This is a genomic window from Synechococcus sp. BDU 130192 (assembly GCF_963876085.1).
Taxonomy (GTDB): Bacteria; Cyanobacteriota; Cyanobacteriia; order Cyanobacteriales; family MRBY01; genus MRBY01.
The window spans coordinates 43,304-60,679 of the sequence record NZ_CAWNNO010000009.1; the positions used below are offsets into that span (position 1 = coordinate 43,304).

The window sequence follows — 17,376 nt, forward strand, 5'->3', positions numbered from 1 at the left end:
CATTTTTAGTTTGTCCGACCAAAGCCAACTTCTATTTAGGGGCAACCATTTCCTTAAACTGTTTACCAGCAGAAAATGCGGGCACTGTGGTTGCTGGAATTTGCATTTTTTCGTTGGTCTTAGGGTTGCGACCTTCTCTCGCTTTGCGGTGGCGGGGTTCAAAGGAGCCAAAACCGACGAGGGTTACTTTGTCACCATTGGCAACGGTTTCCATGATTGCCTCTACGGTGGCACTAATCACAGAATCTGCCTGCTTTTTGCTGATACCAGCTTTCTCAGCGACTAAATCGACTAATTCGCCTTTATTCATTAAAAATCTCCTGAATTTTAGATATTGTGAGAAGTATAGGTAAAAAAACCAGGCAAAACAAGAATCCCAGAAGAGATATTTTGCACTGTTGCGGGTCAAACTTATCTTGTTGCAAGGTTTTCCTGCATTATTCTAAGCGTTCTTTGCTCAATATGGATCGCTGAAAGCATTAATTTACATAGATTTCAACAATTTTTCCGTTTCAAAACTTTAAAAACAGAACAAGGGAGAGCAAATTTGTCAGAGAACGCCAAAATAATTGCTATCTAGACTTGATTTTTCTCAGATTTATGGCTGTCGGACAGGGACGGAGTCGCCGTTGAGGTGAGGGACACGGGTAATGGTTTTGTTTTGAGGTAAAGATTATCGAGCAGTACAGCGGCTCCCGCAACCCAGGGTGGCACAATCACCGCGCCTAAAATTCCCAGCACCTGGGCCCCTCCTAAAACCGCCAGCAACTGATAAAGCGGGTTCACTTTGACCGAAGAACCGACTAATAACGGATCTAATACATAGGTTTCGAGGTTTTGGATCAAGGTAAAAAGCAGTAGGACGGATAAAAATGTCCATCCTCCCTGGGCGATCGCCACAATCAAAGCCGGCACAGCACCTAGCACAGGCCCAAAAAACGGAATTAAATTTGTCACCGCCGCGATCACCCCCAAACCGAGGGCTAATTCTGAAATCCCCAGCAGCCTTAGGCCAATGGTGATGACAATGCCGAGAATCCCCGAAACCACGATCCGACCTTGAATATAACTTCCCATCCGCTCGCTCATGGGCTGCACCTGTTCCAGAAGTTGTTCATCCCAGGGAGCCGGAAAAAGACTGACAAAGCCTTTAATTAATTTGTCAGAACCAGACAGCATATAACCAGAGAGCATAAACGCCAGAATCAAGCTTAAAATGCCCCCAATGACCCCCCGCGTAATGCCGTAGGAACGAATCAGCAGCTCTTGGGAAGAACGGAAGGCCCAGGCTGTCAACGCTTGCAAATCAAAAAGACGGTTCAATTGTTCTAAAACTTGTGGCTCTGTCATGCCCAAGCGCACGGCCCAGGATTGAACCAAAACCCCAACAATTTCTAAATACAGGGGTAGCTTCCGGATCAACTTTTGAATTTGATCAACTACCGTGGGGCCAATGAGTAAAACTACCCCCGTGAGAATTGAGATCAAGCCGAGGTACACACCGATCACTGCCAGCCAGCGGGGCACCCGGAAAGATTCAGCGATGGTAATCACTGGTGCAAGGGTCGCTGCAATGACGACGGCAATCATGAGCACAACCAGCAGACTACGTAATTGCCAGAGTAAAAATAGCAATAGCACTGCCCCGACAATCAACAGCAGCGTTGAAAAAGATACTGTAATTTTCCGCTCAGACATACTGAATTTTGCTATTGGTCAGAATTGTTCCCATTGTCGGGGCAAAGTTGCTTGAATGTCACACAAAAGCTATTTTTCTTTTGAGAATACGTCGTTAATACGCAACTAGCCAAGAAATTATTTTTAGAGATTTAAGTGCCCACTTTTCGGGGAGCGCCCACCACTTCTGCAAAGGCAAAATCTGGAGCGGCGAGAACAAACACGGTGCTTGGTAAGTTCTGGGCCCGTTGGGAAAGGCTTTTGTAATAGTCCTGGAAATCGGCAGGCTCGTGGGGGCGGGCCATGCCAAGGAAAACAAGATCTGCACTCGCAGAGGATTGGTACAGGATATCTTCAAAGGAGCGATCGCCAGCGATAATAACCATCGGTTCTGCTTTGATGCGGGCACTACTAATCAGGGACTCTAGGTTTAAACGGGCGGCCTGGGCGGCTGTGGCATCCTGTACCACCAGCTTGAGGTAAATCTGGGCACTGCGCCACCGGATATCGGTACGGAGCAAATAAGCCAGCATCAACATTAAGCCGCCATTGCTCTGAACCCCGCCCCACCAGATATCAATCCGTTTTTTACGACCAAAAACCCGCTCTGGATTTTCATGGAAGATAATAATATTGCGTTGGGCAATGTGAACCTGCTGCAAAAGATGACAGTAGGCGGCAAATCGTTCAGGTGATTCTGTACTGCCCAGCAAAACCGTGTTGGGGGTTAAATCTCCTAGGCCATAGGTTTCAATTAAATTTAAGGCGCCAACAAAGGGATCATCGGCGGTACTGAGGCGCACCAAGGCTTTTACACCCCGTTTGGCCAAATAATCGCGGATTGTGGTTTCCATTTTCACCTGTTGGCCAGGGTCACGGGAACCTTCGGGGAGCACTGTGGCCACCGTCATCAAGGCCCGATTGTGACTAAAACCATCTGCTAACTCGATTAAAGACCAACGTTTTCGGGGTGCCCCAGAAAGCACCAGGAGGTGAGGCCGCCAGTTTTTGCTATCTTCAGCTCCCGCCACTTGATAAATCGCTTTACTAATCAGGGCCATCCACAAACCACGCCGAACATCTCCCCAGGTGACTTGGAGTTCCCGCCGCTGTAGCCAGAAGTAAATGATCGTCACGATCAAAGCGGCAACGACCGTGGCGATCGCATTGATTAAAAACATCACCCCAAGGCAGCCCACAGCCCCCAACAGAGAAAGCGCCCAGTGCACCCGGAAGGTCGGTCGGAAGGAAGGACTTTGGAGGAGAGTTTCAATACCGGCGGAAATATTGAGGACGAGATAGGTGGTCAAGAAAAACATCGTCAACACCGGCGCAATAATGTTGAGATCACCAATACAAACAGCGGCGATCGCCACCCCCAAAGTGACAATGGTGCCAATACGCGGCTCATCCTCCGACCCACTACCAGATCCCAGAAAACCTAACCATGGCGGCAACACGCCATCCCGGGCGAGGGCTTGTAAAACCCTAGGGGCACCGAGGATGCTTCCAATTGCGCTACTGAGCGTTGCGCCCCAGACCCCCAATAAAATCGCTGGCCCCCAAACAGACAAGCGTTGCATCACCAGGGGATCCTCAATGAGGCTGGCTGTATCTCCCCGTTGGGCCAACAGCAACGGAATGAGCATATAGATCACATAACCAGTACCCACGGCAGCCAGAGTACCAATGGGAATTGCTTTAATCGGATCCTTGAGATCACCGGACATATTTACGCCAGACATAATCCCCGTAACTGCCGGAAAAAATACTGCGAAAACTGTCCAAAAGGGGACTGTCACCTCAGCGCTAGAACCCCACAGGAGAATATCTCCAGCTTCGGGCAAGGGGCGACCCAGCACCAGGGAAACAAGAGAAAGGGCGATCGCCGCCATAATGAAGTATTGGGCTTTAATGGCAATGCTGGCGGACGTAAGGGCTAAAACTCCCACCAAAATCGTCACAATCAAAGCCACATAAAGCTGATTTAAGCCGCCAAAAACTTGGACAACACTCTCTGCGAAACCAATGGTGTAGAGGGCCACCGAAAAAGCCTGGGCGAAATACAACGGGATTCCCACCGCCCCTCCAGTTTCTAGTCCCAAAGAGCGACTAATCATGTAGTAAGCGCCCCCCACACGAACCACCTTATCCGTGGCGATCGCACAGATCGAAAGGGCCGTTAAAAAAGTAATTGCATTAGCGAGGGTGACGATGGCGAGGGAGCCTAACAATCCTGCATTACCCACAACCCAACCAAACCGGAGGTACATGATTACCCCAAGGATGGTCAAAATAGAAGGGGTGTAGACCCCCCCAAACATTCCTAACCCAGATTTTTTCTCACTCGCCATAAAAATTCTAAGCTTGCCAAGTTTGTGTCCAGCATAGCGTTATTTTTTCCTTCCTTTGTGCAGAAACAAACTATTTCCGCCTTTTCTAGGATATTTGGCCCATTGTCCTAGGGTTTTTTTCATCGCAAAGCGAAAACCCCCTGCCTAAAAGACAAGGGGTGAGATTTTAGCAGGTTAATTTTCAGAAGAACTTAATTAACCAAACTTACCTGACGTCGAAGCAATCAGGAAGGCCGCGTAGGTGAGGACGTAACCCACCGTGAAGTGGGCTAAACCAACCAAACGAGCCTGAACGATGGAGAGCGCAACGGGCTTGTCCTTCCAACGAACAATGTTCGCCAGGGGAGTGCGCTCGTGGGCCCAAACGATGGTTTCGATCAGCTCTTGCCAGTAACCACGCCAAGAGATGAGGAACATGAAACCAGTTGCCCAAACAAGGTGTCCGAAGAGGAACATCCAAGCCCAGACGGAGAGATTGTTTACACCGTAGGGGTTGTAGCCGTTGATCAACTGTGCGGAGTTCGCCCAGAGGTAGTCACGGAACCAGCCCATCAGGTAGGTGGAGTTTTCGTTGAACTGAGCAACGTTACCTTGCCAAATGCCGAGGTGCTTCCAGTGCCAGTAGAAGGTCAACCAGCCCAGGGTGTTCAGCATCCAGAACATTGCGAGGTAGAAGGCATCCCAAGCGGAGATATCACAAGTACCGCCACGACCGGGGCCATCACAGGGGAAGCTGTAGCCGAAGTCTTTCTTATCGGGCATCAGCTTAGAACCACGGGCATCCAACGCACCTTTCACAAGAATGAGAGTGGTGGTGTGGAGACCGAGGGCGATCGCATGGTGAACGAGGAAGTCACCAGGACCAATGTTGAGGAAGAGAGAGTTAGAACCGCTGTTGATGGCATCTAACCAGCCGGGAAGATAAGCCGCACTTGCATTGGAAGCGATGCTATCAGCGTTGGAAAGAAGCACATCAAAGCCGTAGAGTGCTTTACCAGAAGCCGCTTGGACAAACTGAGCAAAGACGGGTTCGATGAGGATTTGCTTTTCGGGCGTACCGAAGGCAACCACTACATCGTTGTGGACATAGAGTCCGAGGGTGTGGAAACCGAGGAAGAGAGATACCCAGCTGAGGTGGGAGATCAGGGCTTCCTTGTGCTCCAGCATGCGATAGAGAACGTTGTCTTTGTTCGCTTCGGGATCGTAGTCACGGACGAAGAAGATCGCACCGTGGGCAAACGCACCGACCATCAAGAAACCAGCGATGTACTGGTGGTGGGTGTATAGGGCTGCCTGGGTAGTGTAATCCTTGGCGATGAACGCGTAGGAAGGCAGAGAGTACATGTGCTGTGCAACCAAGGAGGTGATTACACCCAAGGATGCAAGCGCCAGACCCAACTGGAAGTGGAGGGAGTTGTTAACGGTATCGTAAAGACCTTTGTGGCCGGCACCAAGCTTACCGCTGGGGGGCTGGTGGGCATTGAGGATCTCTTTGATGCTGTGACCAATCCCGAACTTGGTGCGATACATGTGACCCGCGATGATAAACAGCACGGCGATCGCCAAGTGGTGATGAGCAATGTCAGTCAACCAGAGAGACTCAGTTTGGGGGTGGAAACCACCAAGGAAGGTCAGAATTGCAGTACCTGCACCTTGAGATGTGCCAAACACATGACCCGCAGTATCAGGATTTTGCGCATACACACCCCAGTTTCCAGTGAAGAAGGGCATCAAACCAGCGGGGTGAGGCTTCACAGAAAGGAAGTTATCCCAGCCAACATGAACACCGCGAGACTCAGGAATTGCAACGTGTACGAGGTGACCTGTCCAAGCCAAAGAACTGACACCAAACAAACCAGCTAGGTGGTGGTTGAGGCGAGATTCAGCATCCTTGAACCACGCAAGACTAGGACGGAACTTGGGTTGCAAGTGCAGCCAGCCTGCGAACAAAAACAGAGAAGAGAGGATCAGAAGGAATACTGCGCCTTGGTAGAGGTCAGCATTGGTGGTCATCCCAATGGTGTAGAACCAATGGTAAACCCCAGAATATGCAATGTTTACAGGGTTAGAAGCGCCCGCTTGGGTAAAGGCATCAATTGCACCTTGACCAAAGTGGGGATCCCAGATCGCATGGGCGATGGGACGGACATTCAGGGGATCTTTGATCCACTGCTCGAAATTGCCTTGCCAAGCAACGTGGAAGAGGGTGCCGGAAGTCCACAGGAAGATGATTGCGAGGTGACCGAAGTGGGAAGCAAAGATCTTTTGGTAAAGATTCTCCTCAGTCATCCCGTCGTGGGTCTCGAAATCATGTGCTGTAGCGATTCCGTACCAAATCCGACGTGTAGTGGGATCTTGAGCAAGGTCTTGGCTAAATTTTGGAAATTTAGTTGCCATAACTATGCTTGAGGTTCTCCTCGTTAAACAAATGAGGGTGAGGTCGTCAAATGTAACCTCTGTATTTTCCCGCAGGGAAAGATACTAGGAGCCAATTGGGAGGGAAGGTGAATCGAGTGAAATACAACTCTTACAACTCCCCCTGAAATTGGCGATCGGTAAACCATTTCAGAGTTAACCGATGGACAAGCTTCTCGCTAGGAAGAAGGCCCAGGTTGTCACGATCCCACCGAGGAGATAGTGAGCAACACCAACCGCACGACCTTGAACGATGCTCAAAGCACGGGGTTGAATCGCAGGAGCCAACTTGAGCTTATTGTGTGCCCAAACGATGGACTCGATGAGTTCTTGCCAATAGCCACGTCCACTGAAGAGGAACATGAGACTGAAGGCAAACACAAAGTGACCCGCCAGGAACATGATGCCGTAAGCCGACAGTGCAGAACCGTAGGAGTTGATCACCTGAGAAGACTGTGCCCAGAGGAAGTCACGGAGCCAGCCGTTAATGGTAATTGCGCTTGTGGCAAAGTTACCACCAGTGACGTGGGATACGCTACCGTCTGGGAGGATTGTGCCCCAAACATCGGATTGCATCTTCCAGCTAAAGTGGAAAATTACGATGGAGAGGGAGTTGTACATCCAGAACAGGCCAAGGAAGACATGGTCCCAACCAGAAACTTGGCAAGTACCACCACGACCAGGACCGTCACAGGGGAAGCGGAATCCCAGTTGACCCTTATCGGGTACGAGACGGGAGCTGCGGGAATAGAGAAGACCCTTCAGCAGAATAAGTACAGTGACGTGGATGGTAAACGCATGGATATGGTGAACCATGAAGTCAGCAGTACCGAGGGTGATGGGCATTAGGGCAACTTTGTTACCGATTGCCACTACATCACCGCCGAAAACTTGACTCGCAGAGGCGATCGCATTGGGAGCGGTGCCACCGGGAGCAAGGGTATGGATGTTTTGAATCCACTGCGCGAAGATAGGCTGCAACTGAATCGCAGAATCAGAGAACATATCTTGGGGACGACCCAACGCACGCATGGTGTCATTGTGAATGTAGAGACCAAAGCTGTGGAAGCCAAGGAAAATACAAACCCAGTTGAGGTGAGAAATAATCGCGTCACGGTGACGAATTACGCGATCTAAGAGGTTGTTAACGTTCTTAGCGGGGTCGTAATCGCGAACCATGAAAATTGCGCCGTGGGCACCAGCACCAACAATGAGGAAGCCGCCAATCCAAGTGTGGTGAGTGAACAGAGACAGCTGAGTGCCGTAATCTGTTGCCATGTAAGGATAGGGAGGCATGGAGTACATGTGGTGCGCGATGATAATGGTTAAAGAACCAAGCAGCGCGAGGTTAACCGCCAATTGAGCGTGCCAAGAGGTGGTTAGAATTTCGTAAAGACCTTTGTGACCTTCGCCAGTGAAAGGGCCTTTGTGGGCTTCGAGGATCTCTTTCATGCTGTGGCCAATACCGAAACCAGTCCGGTACATATGACCTGCGATGATGAAGAGAACAGCGATCGCCAAATGGTGGTGAGCCACATCGGAAAGCCAGAGGCTACCAGTAGTGGGATTCAAGCCACCCTTGAAGGTTAAGAAATCAGAGTATGCAGCCCAATCTAAAGTGAAGAAAGGCTTCAGACCCTGGGCAAAGCTGGGATACAGTTCCGCCATTACCGAAGCATCAAAGAACTCGTGGGGTAAAGGAATATCCTTTGCAGCCACACCAGAATCTAGGAGCTTGTTTACCGGTAAAGAAACGTGGATCAAGTGGCCAGTCCAGCCCAAAGAACCACAACCTAACAATACGGATAGGTGGTGATTCATCATGGCTTCAGCATTCTGGAACCATTCCAGTTTTGGAGCTGCTTTGTGGTAGTGGAACCAACCGGCAAACACCATTAGGGCTGCCATAACAAGACCGCCAATGGCAGTCACATAGAGCTGATAAGAGTTGGTAAAACCAGCAGCACGCCAGAGGTAAAACAGACCAGAGGTAATTTGAATACCGCTGAAGCCGCCACCGACGTCTCCGTTCAGAATGCCTTGACCCACAACGGGCCAAACCACTTGTGCACTTGGCTTAATAACAGTGGGGTTATTTAACCAAGCTTCATAGTTAGAAAATTTTGCGCCATGGAAGTACATGCCGCTGAGCCAAACAAAGACTACAGCAAGGTGACCGAAGTGGGCGCTAAAGATTTTGCGCGAAATATCTTCGAGATCACTTGTTTGGCTATCGAAATCATGTGCATCAGCATGGAGGTTCCAAATCCAGGTGGTGGTTTTTGGACCCCGTGCCAGAGTTCGGTCAAAGTGACCCGGTTTGCCCCACTTCTCAAAGGAAGTTGGTACCGGATCCTTATCAACCTTTACTGCCATGAGGATTCTCCTCTCTAGACAATCGACGTAATAAAGGTTCTATCTAAATAGATGTATTCAAATAGATAAGCTGTGAGCGAATCACCAGCTTGCAAGGTTTCCAGTGATTTAGGACTGCTCTAAAACCCATTGGGCAAAAAGCATTGATGTAAATGATAGGGCCTACTTTCCAAGGATGTTGGGGGACATTAACAATATTTAAAACTCCCTGAAATCATTACGGCACAATGGCTGAAATCAATTGAATTCCGCCGAAAAACTGAAAACGCAAACGGTTTTTTGTAACAAAAAGCAATGTAACGTTACCTTTCATTATGGGAAGTTCTCTGGCGATCGCCCCCAGGAACGACGGCCATGATTCCAAGGGGGTTCCTTCGTTTTTTATGGAATGCCCAATATGAACACCAAGGTTAAGTGAAATAATGGTTGTTGGCGATCGCCTTAAGTCGTTTTTGTCACGCATCCCAAGCCTGTTCTCCGTAGACCTCTCCCCTCAAATGCGGAGCTATGCTACCCTGATAAGGTTGTTTAAAACTCGCACATCTGGGATTCTTTCGGGTGTTTCGCACAGATGAAATGTCCCCAGATGAAGGTTTAACCCGAAAAGGAGTAAACAGAATATGCCCGTTGTATCTCTCGCTGAGCTACTAGAATCTGGTGTCCACTTTGGGCACCAAACTCGTCGCTGGAACCCCAGAATGGCACCTTACATCTACACATCCCGTAACGGTGTCCACATCATTGACCTGGTTCAAACTGCGCAACTCGTTGAACAAGCCTACACCTACATGAAGGAAGCTTCCGAAAACGGTAAGCACGTCCTTTTTGTCGGCACCAAACGTCAGGCCGCTGGCATCATTGCCCAAGAAGCAAAACGCTGTGGCGCTTTCTACATCAACCAGCGTTGGCTGGGGGGAATGCTCACCAACTGGGAAACTATTAAAACCCGTGTTGAGCGCCTCAAAGAATTAGAAGCCCTCGAAGAAAGCGGTAACCTTGCTCGCCGTCCGAAAAAAGAAGCCTCCATGCTTCGTCGCGAACTGGACAAGCTGCAAAAATACCTCGGCGGCATTAAGAATATGCGCAAAATCCCTGACATTGTGGTGATCATTGACCAACGTCGGGAGCACAATGCCATCCAAGAATGCCAAAAATTAGGGATTCCCATCGTTTCTCTCCTAGATACCAACTGCGATCCCCAAACCGTTGACTTGCCAATTCCGGCCAACGACGATGCAATTCGTTCTATTAAATTGATTGTGGGTAAATTGGCCGATGCAATTTATGCCGGTCGCCACGGTCAGCCCGTTGATGATAACGGTGACTACGGAGACTTCGATGAAGCAATCGATGAGTACGCCGATGAGACCGATGCATCTGAGTCTGAATAAGCGTAATATCTTCTTGAATTGACCTGATAATTTTTTGGTGAACAGCAACATGGCACAAATTTCTGCAAAGCTTGTCAAGGAACTGCGCGATAAAACTGGCGCAGGGATGATGGATTGCAAAAAAGCGCTTGGTGAAACCAATGGGGACATCACTAAAGCGATTGAGTGGCTCCGTCAGAAAGGGATTACCTCTGCTGAGAAAAAAGCAGGTCGGGTAGCAGCCGAAGGACTGATCGAAAGCTATATTCACACCGGTGGTGGCATTGGTGTTCTCGTAGAAGTGAACTGCGAAACGGATTTCGTTGCCCGTGGTGATATCTTCAAAGATCTGGCCAAAGGGATTGCGATGCAAATCGCTGCTTGTCCTAATGTTCAGTATGTGAAAGTCGATGACATTCCGACTGAAATTGCCGACAAAGAGCGCGAAATTGAAATGGGTCGCGATGACCTGGCCGGTAAACCCGATAATATCAAAGAAAAGATTGTTGAAGGCCGCATTGCTAAGCGCCTAAAAGAGCTTTCTTTGATGGATCAGCCTTACATTCGTGATCAGAATATGACGGTTGAAGAGCTTGTGAAGCAGTCGATCGCCACCATTGGTGAAAATATCCAAATTCGTCGTTTCCAACGGTTCGTCCTGGGCGAAGGCATTGAGAAAAAAGAAGAAGACTTCGCCGCAGAAGTCGCTGCGCAAATGGGTCAATAGGAACTCTAATTTCTGATTTGATTGTGTGTGCTTAAATATTGTCCCGCCTTCTCCATGTTATGGGGGAGGTTTTTTCTATGGTTGATGGTCAAGGTTTGCCTGGGCATTGCGTCGCCACATGGCTGGTTTAATACGCCGCAGCGCCGATCCTGTGAGTCTTTGATCCCATTCTGTTTCGGATAAGGTGGCAAGTTCGGCTAACTTTGGCGCACGATGTTTGGGGTAAGGCTGAAAATCTTCAATATTGGTGGGTTGGGCAAAGCGCTGGTTCCAGGGGCAGACATCCTGACAGATATCACAACCTGCCACCCAATTTTGTAGGTGTGGGGCAATGTGAGGGGGCAGTTGTTCGGCTCGATTTTCGATGGTGTGATAGGCGATGCAACGGTTCGCATCAACGGTAAAGGGAGCGGCGATCGCCCCGGTTGGACAAGCCTCGATACAACGGGTACAAGTACCACAATGCTTTGTATGGGGCTGATCCGGCGTCAAAGCTAAAGTGGTGAGGACCTCCCCCAAAAAGACCCAACTACCGTACTCTCTGGTAATGACATTGCTATTTTTGGCAATCCAACCGAGGCCAGCTCGTTCTGCCCAAACCTTATCCTGGACAGGCCCGGTATCCACATAGAAACGGTGGTGTTCCTCCGGAAATTCTTTGGTGAGCCACTGGCAGAAAGCTTTTAGACGTTTGCCTAAGACACGATGGTAATCTCGGCCCCAGCCGTACCGGGAAATCTTGCCTACGCCTGGTGCCTCAGAATGGGCATGGGGTGTGTAATAGTTGAGGGCCACACAAATGACCGACTGCACCCCTGGTAAACAGGCTTGGATATCCTGGCGTTTCGGGTTAGTCATCCAGACCATTTCCGCTTGATACCCTGCCGCCAACCAAGCCTGTAACTGCTGTTGATTGTGAGCATTGTCCACGGTAGCATCGGCAATGCCCACCAAATGAAATCCTAAACTTAAAGCATAATTTTTGACTCGGACAGTCCTATCTGTTTGCAACTGCGACATTTTGAATAATTTGATGAATCTCCGCCAAGGCGCTTTTTAACCGACCAGACCAGAACGAAGGGCACGCACAGCAGCCTGGGTACGGTCATCGGCACAAAGCTTATTGAGAATATTGCGGACATGGGTTTTAACGGTACCCACGGTGATAAATAAATGCTCGGCAATTTCGGAGTTGCTGCAACCATCAACAATCAATTGGAGTACTTCCAATTCTCGATCCGTTAGGGGACAGCTTTCTAGGAGTTGTTGATCTTCTGGGGAAGTCGCTTGAATCGTAACTGTAGAGCCAGAAAGGGATTCTCCCCCTTGCACTTGATTGAGGACAATACGGGCGATCGCCGGATCAATCCAACTGTTGCCTGAGTCTGTCGTTTTGACCGCCTCTACCAAGTGATCAAACGTAATATCCTTCATACAATAGGAATCAGCCCCTGCCGCAAAGGCCGCTAAAACAGCCGCATCATCATCCTGCAACGTCAAAATCAAAACCTTTGTTTGCGCCTCGTGGGACTGATCCTTGAGCTTTTCTTGTTTCAAAATCCGGGTCAACTCAATCCCATCAAGCTCAGGCAAACCAATATCCACAATCGCTAAATCAGGATGAATCTCTTCTAACAAACGCAATCCATCCGCTCCATTGGCCGCCTCTGCTAAAAGTTCAATGTCCGCACATTGTTGTAGAGAAGTTCTTAGCCCGATGCGCGTTAAATCATGATCTTCAATTAGAACAACCCGAATTTTTTTCATGGTTTTCCCGGAGACTTTCCAAAATATAGCATGATCGATATACATTTATATGCAGTGAATCTTCAAGCCCTCCTTGTAAAAATCGTGTTAGAACAATCCGTAATCACCTCGACCCTCCTCCTTACATTGCTCTTGATGGTCGGTCTGTTTTTCTTCATTCGCGCTTCCATCAAAGATCGCACCGAACAAGTAGAGCTATTGGCAAAAGAGCCTGAAGAATCCATCTTTGAGCGTCTCCAAACCTACTTCGAACAGCGAGCCTATCGGATTACCACCGTTGATGGTGTCAATAACATTGTCACCTATGAAGGCTTTGTTCCTCCCAGTGGCTTTATTGCTGTTTTTTTAAGCCTATTAGCAGCCCTCGGTTTAGTTTGTATTGCCCTGGTCTTAGCACTGCTCTATCCCAATATTGGCTTTGCTTTCCTTGGTATTTGTCTCCTGGCTCCCTTGGCAGGTCTCTTTTACTGGCGTAAGGCAGGGAAGGTAGAAAAAGTTATTTTACAGATCACCACACAAACACCGATTACTGAGACTCCCACCCAATTAATTACGGTGACCGCCCACCGGGATGAGTTGATCCAACTGCGTCAGGTGATGCCTTACCAGCTCCATGAAGCTTAGGAAATGTCCCCAACAAAACCAATTAAGCTATCCATTAAAACCATGGCAAAAACGCGACAAAAATAGCCCCGACCCGAAAATGGGTGGGACTAGGGAGTATTGAAATTGATAGAAGGGGATTAGAGATCACCTAAACGTTAGGTTAAGTGATATATTTTTGAAGGAACTTTAAGCTTTGCTAGAAACAGTCGCTTTTTCAGATGCTTCTTCATCGGCGTTGCTACAAAGCACCCGTAGACTGGGGAATAAAAAGTGATTCTCCTCTACATATTGGGCACCAAATAATCCTTTTTCTGCCCAAAAGTACCGATCAGTGGTATGCTCATTACGCTTAACTACAACGACTGCTGGGGGCATAATCCCATTCGCAGCGATATGCTTGCGGGCTGCAGTCACGGGTTTGTCATCACCGCTTTCGATATTATATTGTGGGACAATCTCTAAAATTTTTCTTCCTTCTTGCCGACGCCGACTCTTGCGTTTACGCTTTCTTGCCAACCCAGTACCTCCTCTTCTTTACTTTTTTAGAACAGCTGTAACAGGAGTTACAGAATGTCGAGCAAAGTATATCGGCTCCATTGAAAAAAATCAAGTGAAAATTGACTGGTTTTCGCGATGGGTTGGATTTTTTGTATTAAGAAATCTACTACAATCCAATGAAGGTAGGCGATCAATCCAAAAGTGAAAAAAGAATTAAGTTTTTTGTCAAAACCCCTGATTTATCAAGGTTTCCTGGGAAATATCCCCTAGGGATTGCGGCTTGGGAGGATGAAATTCATGACGACATTACCGCAACTGTTGCCAGTTAGCCCAGAGTATTTGTCCCTGTGCCAAGGGCAGTTGCAATTGTTAGCCCAAGGCGTTGGGGCAGAGTGGGGGATTGTTTATTTGGCCCAGCCAGATCAAGAGAATCAAGAAATTACGCTCCAACCCATTAGTGCCTTTCCCGATCGTTTGCTGGCGGCGGGGAGGCAGGGGTCAACGGAGATGGCAACGATGGTTCCGGATCAAGAGGAATGGCTTGATGTCTCGATGGGTGAGGAAGCGGCTGCTTTGCCGGATGATCTTGTGGGTTTGTTGGGGGAACCGGCTCGAGCATTTCCCCTGTGGCATGGTGATTTAATTTTGGGAATTTTAGCGACGGGACGCCGGGATCGGGGTTGGCGATCGCCAGAGGTGACCCAGATTGAATTGATCGCCGAAGGTTTAGTGCTGGCCTGTGTGTTGGATCAGCAAAAGAGTTGGGCCACGGAGCGGCTCACCCAACAGCAACATCTCCAGGCCCTAGAACAAGAGCATTTCCATGATCTGCTACACCAGCTTCGTAATCCAACGATGGCGATTAGTACCTTCGGTAAGTTGTTGTTGAAGCGGTTACTGCCGACGGAGAAAAATTATCCGGTCGCCGAAGGCATTGTCCGGGAAAGCGATCGCCTGAAAGGATTGCTCACCCAATTTAGTGAAGAGGTGGATCTCTTAACGGCTCAAATTCCCCAGTTGGAGGGAGGGCCAAGTTTAGCTTTACCGCCCAATGGTGAACCGAGTTTTGCCCCAGACCGTTCCCTCTCCGTAGAGCCGTTACCCGTAGCAGAAGTGGTACTTCCCCTCGTCGCTTCCCTGGGGGCGATCGCCACCGAGCGGGGAATCACCTTAAATTACGTGCTGCCAGAACCGTCTCCTTGGGTTTTAGGGAATCACACAGCCCTGATGGAAGTTTTGAATAATCTTTTAGAAAATGCCCTGAAATATACTCCGTCCGGGGGACAAGTGTTCTTGCAGGTAGAAGCCCAGGCCCAGGAACTGACCATTGCCGTCCACGATACGGGCTACGGCATCCCCCCGGCGGATTTGCCCCATGTCTTTGAACGGCATTACCGGGGAGTGCAGGCGGAAAGCACCATTGAAGGTACTGGGCTGGGGTTGGCGATCGCCGCTGATCTTGTGGGAAAAATGGCCGGGGACATTGAAGTATATAGCCCAACCATTGGCTTACCCCATACCGAAGCTCTCCCCGGTAGCACTTTTATGTTGTGGCTTAAAGTCGCGTCAAATCCTCATCAAGTTACCTCTGCTGAGCTTCCCCAAGGCAATTGATTTGATTATTTAATTTTTGAGATTTAGAATGCTGTTTTTGCATTAAGCAACTTTTCGGTATTGCAGACAATTTCCCAGTACAGTGGGGACGATAAAAATAGTTGAGGTTTTACATGGGACAACTAGAAGCCCTGATTTTTGATGTGGATGGCACCCTGGCCAATACAGAAAAGGATGCCCACCGCGTTGCTTTTAACCGCGCCTTTGCGGATGTCGGTTTGCCCTGGGATTGGTCGGTAGATCTTTACGGTCAGCTCCTGAAGGTGACGGGGGGTAAAGAAAGAATTCGCTTTTACATTGAATCTTGGCAGCCACAAATGCCATCGGTCGGTGATCTGACTGCTTTTATCAAGGATCTTCACGCCCGCAAAACCCAGCATTACTGCGATTTACTGGCCAATGAAGTTTTACCACTACGCCCCGGCGTCAGACGACTGATTCAAGAAGCACGGGATCAAGGCATTCGTTTGGCGATCGCCACCACCACTACCCCAGCCAATGTCACCGCCCTATTGACCCATTCCCTCGCCCCCGATGCCATGGATTGGTTTGAGGTTATTGCCGCTGGCGACATGGTACCCCAGAAAAAACCGGCCCCCGATATCTTTTTCTATGCCCTCGAAAAAATGAATCTCCGGGCCGATCAATGTGTCGCCTTTGAAGATTCTGGTAATGGCTGGCTTTCATCACGGGATGCGGGCCTCACCACCGTCGTCACAGTGAATAACTACACCGCTAACCAAGATTTTACGGGGGCTGACCTGGTACTCAGTGATCTAGGGGAACCCGATCAACCCTTTACAGTATTGGCCGGAGAAGTCGGCACTTGGCCTTATTTTGATGTGACTTTAGCTGCCGAATTACTCAAGCGAAAAAGCAAAAGTTGATTTACCTGATCGGTACTGAAATTATCATCGCTGATCAACAGTAAACTTTGGCTGCCATCGGCAAGCCGTGGCCCTAGGGTCATACCTTCTAGGTTATCGAGACCAATCCCCAACTGTCGCAGATCAAGCAATAAGGTTTTCTGCATGGGCACAACGGTCTCTGGATTTCCGGCGAGGGATTCGATGCGGGCGGTGTCGGTGGCATTACCAATGGTCACCTGGAACAGTTTCGCACCAACCCCCCCAAGGCCATAGCTGCGCTCCAGGCTGAGAAAATAACCTTCCTGGGGGAGGGCAATCATTTCCACAAGGCCATTAGAAAACGTCCCTTGGGGCGCAGGTTCTAAAGGATAGAGGTGTTCGGCGATTAACACAGGCTCGCCGATGGGATTGATGACGTAATGCAGTAGACGAATGGGCGCACCCACATTATCAGAACGCGTGTCTTGATGAAGGGATGATTCTGGAGCGACAAAAATCCGAAAGGGATCAACGGCGGCTTGGGAAGGGGCAGAAATGGCCAAAGCCTCAAAGCCTAGATTATTGCGCACACCCCGCTGGCGATCGCCTGTTAGAAAACGTTGGGGAATTCTGAGGGACGTTAATTCGCGCCCTCCGCGGTCAAATTCTTTTACAAACGGGTCAATGGCAGCGTCGGTATCTCCCTCGCTGGAAATAAATAATGTATTGCGGGGCGAGAGCACCAATCCTTCTGGGTCAAGGCTCCCCGGGGCAAAAGTTTCGCCATCAGGGGTGGTTAAAGGCGTCATGCCCTTGAGGTTGAGCTGCTGGATTTGGGGAATGGCTCCGGTTTCATCGATTGTCAGATCGAAGGTATAAAAGCGGGCCGGAGCAAACTGGGAGCGGTCATCACTCAGGGCATAATAATCACCGGTCTGGGCATCGTAATAGAGAGCCGATAGGCCGCCGACCGTTGTCCCTTGAAACTCTGTTTTGGGTAACCAATATTCGTCTAGGAATTCTACGCTCAGGGGGGCAAAGGTGCGGGGATTGCTTTCTGCCGGGGGGACAACGGGGGTACAACCGATCAGTAAGCTGCCAATCAGACAAAACTTGATCCATAA

Annotated in this window: 15 protein-coding genes; 5 read left to right on the top strand and 10 right to left on the bottom strand. The window is 49.3% G+C overall.

The genetic code is table 11. The features are described 5' to 3' along the window. Nucleotides 1-31: 31 nt before the first annotated feature. The 6 genes from AACT35_RS03640 to AACT35_RS03665 form a co-directional block, all read right to left on the bottom strand. A complete protein-coding gene (locus tag AACT35_RS03640; RefSeq protein WP_012307575.1) occupies nt 32-310 on the bottom strand; it encodes an HU family DNA-binding protein in 279 nt (92 codons plus the stop codon). Between the two features lie 266 nt (nt 311-576). Beyond that, nucleotides 577-1,698, bottom strand: coding sequence for an AI-2E family transporter (locus AACT35_RS03645; RefSeq protein WP_065710989.1), 1,122 nt, complete (start codon nt 1,696-1,698; stop codon nt 577-579). A 131-nt stretch (nt 1,699-1,829) separates the two neighbouring features. Beyond that, nucleotides 1,830-4,031, bottom strand: a complete 2,202-nt coding sequence (locus AACT35_RS03650) for an amino acid permease (protein WP_045441614.1) — start codon at nt 4,029-4,031, stop codon at nt 1,830-1,832. 195 nt (nt 4,032-4,226) lie between these two features. Then, a complete protein-coding gene (psaB, locus tag AACT35_RS03655; protein WP_012307572.1) occupies nt 4,227-6,428 on the bottom strand; it encodes a photosystem I core protein PsaB in 2,202 nt (733 codons plus the stop codon). Nucleotides 6,429-6,602: 174 nt separating this feature from the next. Next, nucleotides 6,603-8,822 carry a photosystem I core protein PsaA gene (gene psaA / locus AACT35_RS03660; RefSeq protein WP_099238850.1) on the bottom strand — a complete coding sequence of 740 codons (2,220 nt, stop codon included), beginning with the start codon at nt 8,820-8,822 and terminating at the stop codon, nt 6,603-6,605. Between the two features lie 217 nt (nt 8,823-9,039). Then, nucleotides 9,040-9,285: a hypothetical protein gene (locus AACT35_RS03665; protein ID WP_099238852.1), complete on the bottom strand. Its 246-nt coding sequence runs from the start codon at nt 9,283-9,285 to the stop codon at nt 9,040-9,042. Between the two features lie 157 nt (nt 9,286-9,442). Here AACT35_RS03665 and rpsB point away from each other — a divergent pair, with 157 nt between their 5' ends. Both rpsB and tsf read left to right on the top strand, forming a co-directional pair. Continuing rightward, nucleotides 9,443-10,213 carry a 30S ribosomal protein S2 gene (rpsB, locus tag AACT35_RS03670; protein ID WP_012307569.1) on the top strand — a complete coding sequence of 257 codons (771 nt, stop codon included), beginning with the start codon at nt 9,443-9,445 and terminating at the stop codon, nt 10,211-10,213. Between the two features lie 49 nt (nt 10,214-10,262). Continuing rightward, nucleotides 10,263-10,919 carry a translation elongation factor Ts gene (gene tsf, locus AACT35_RS03675; protein WP_012307568.1) on the top strand — a complete coding sequence of 219 codons (657 nt, stop codon included), beginning with the start codon at nt 10,263-10,265 and terminating at the stop codon, nt 10,917-10,919. 75 nt (nt 10,920-10,994) lie between these two features. Here the strand turns inward: tsf and queG are convergent, their stop codons facing one another. Both queG and AACT35_RS03685 read right to left on the bottom strand, forming a co-directional pair. After that, nucleotides 10,995-11,939 carry a tRNA epoxyqueuosine(34) reductase QueG gene (gene queG, locus AACT35_RS03680; RefSeq protein WP_099238854.1) on the bottom strand — a complete coding sequence of 315 codons (945 nt, stop codon included), beginning with the start codon at nt 11,937-11,939 and terminating at the stop codon, nt 10,995-10,997. Nucleotides 11,940-11,975: 36 nt separating this feature from the next. Next, nucleotides 11,976-12,686, bottom strand: coding sequence for a response regulator transcription factor (locus AACT35_RS03685; protein ID WP_030006454.1), 711 nt, complete (start codon nt 12,684-12,686; stop codon nt 11,976-11,978). 84 nt (nt 12,687-12,770) lie between these two features. On the opposite strand from AACT35_RS03685, the gene AACT35_RS03690 reads away from it, so the two are divergent. Then, nucleotides 12,771-13,310 (top strand): cofactor assembly of complex C subunit B, encoded by a 540-nt coding sequence (locus AACT35_RS03690; RefSeq protein ID WP_232308889.1) that lies wholly within the window; start codon nt 12,771-12,773, stop codon nt 13,308-13,310. A 168-nt stretch (nt 13,311-13,478) separates the two neighbouring features. Here the strand turns inward: AACT35_RS03690 and AACT35_RS03695 are convergent, their stop codons facing one another. Next, nucleotides 13,479-13,808: a DUF3155 domain-containing protein gene (locus tag AACT35_RS03695; RefSeq protein ID WP_099238858.1), complete on the bottom strand. Its 330-nt coding sequence runs from the start codon at nt 13,806-13,808 to the stop codon at nt 13,479-13,481. A gap of 279 nt (nt 13,809-14,087) precedes the next feature. Here AACT35_RS03695 and AACT35_RS03700 point away from each other — a divergent pair, with 279 nt between their 5' ends. Together AACT35_RS03700 and AACT35_RS03705 are read left to right on the top strand one after the other, a co-directional pair. Further along, a complete protein-coding gene (locus AACT35_RS03700) occupies nt 14,088-15,404 on the top strand; it encodes a sensor histidine kinase (protein WP_099238862.1) in 1,317 nt (438 codons plus the stop codon). 113 nt (nt 15,405-15,517) lie between these two features. Next, nucleotides 15,518-16,291, top strand: coding sequence for an HAD family hydrolase (locus AACT35_RS03705; protein ID WP_012307563.1), 774 nt, complete (start codon nt 15,518-15,520; stop codon nt 16,289-16,291). Here AACT35_RS03705 and AACT35_RS03710 read toward each other — a convergent pair. Further along, nucleotides 16,237-17,370 carry an esterase-like activity of phytase family protein gene (locus AACT35_RS03710; RefSeq protein WP_099238864.1) on the bottom strand — a complete coding sequence of 378 codons (1,134 nt, stop codon included), beginning with the start codon at nt 17,368-17,370 and terminating at the stop codon, nt 16,237-16,239. The genes AACT35_RS03705 and AACT35_RS03710 overlap by 55 nt on opposite strands. Nucleotides 17,371-17,376 lie beyond the last annotated feature (6 nt).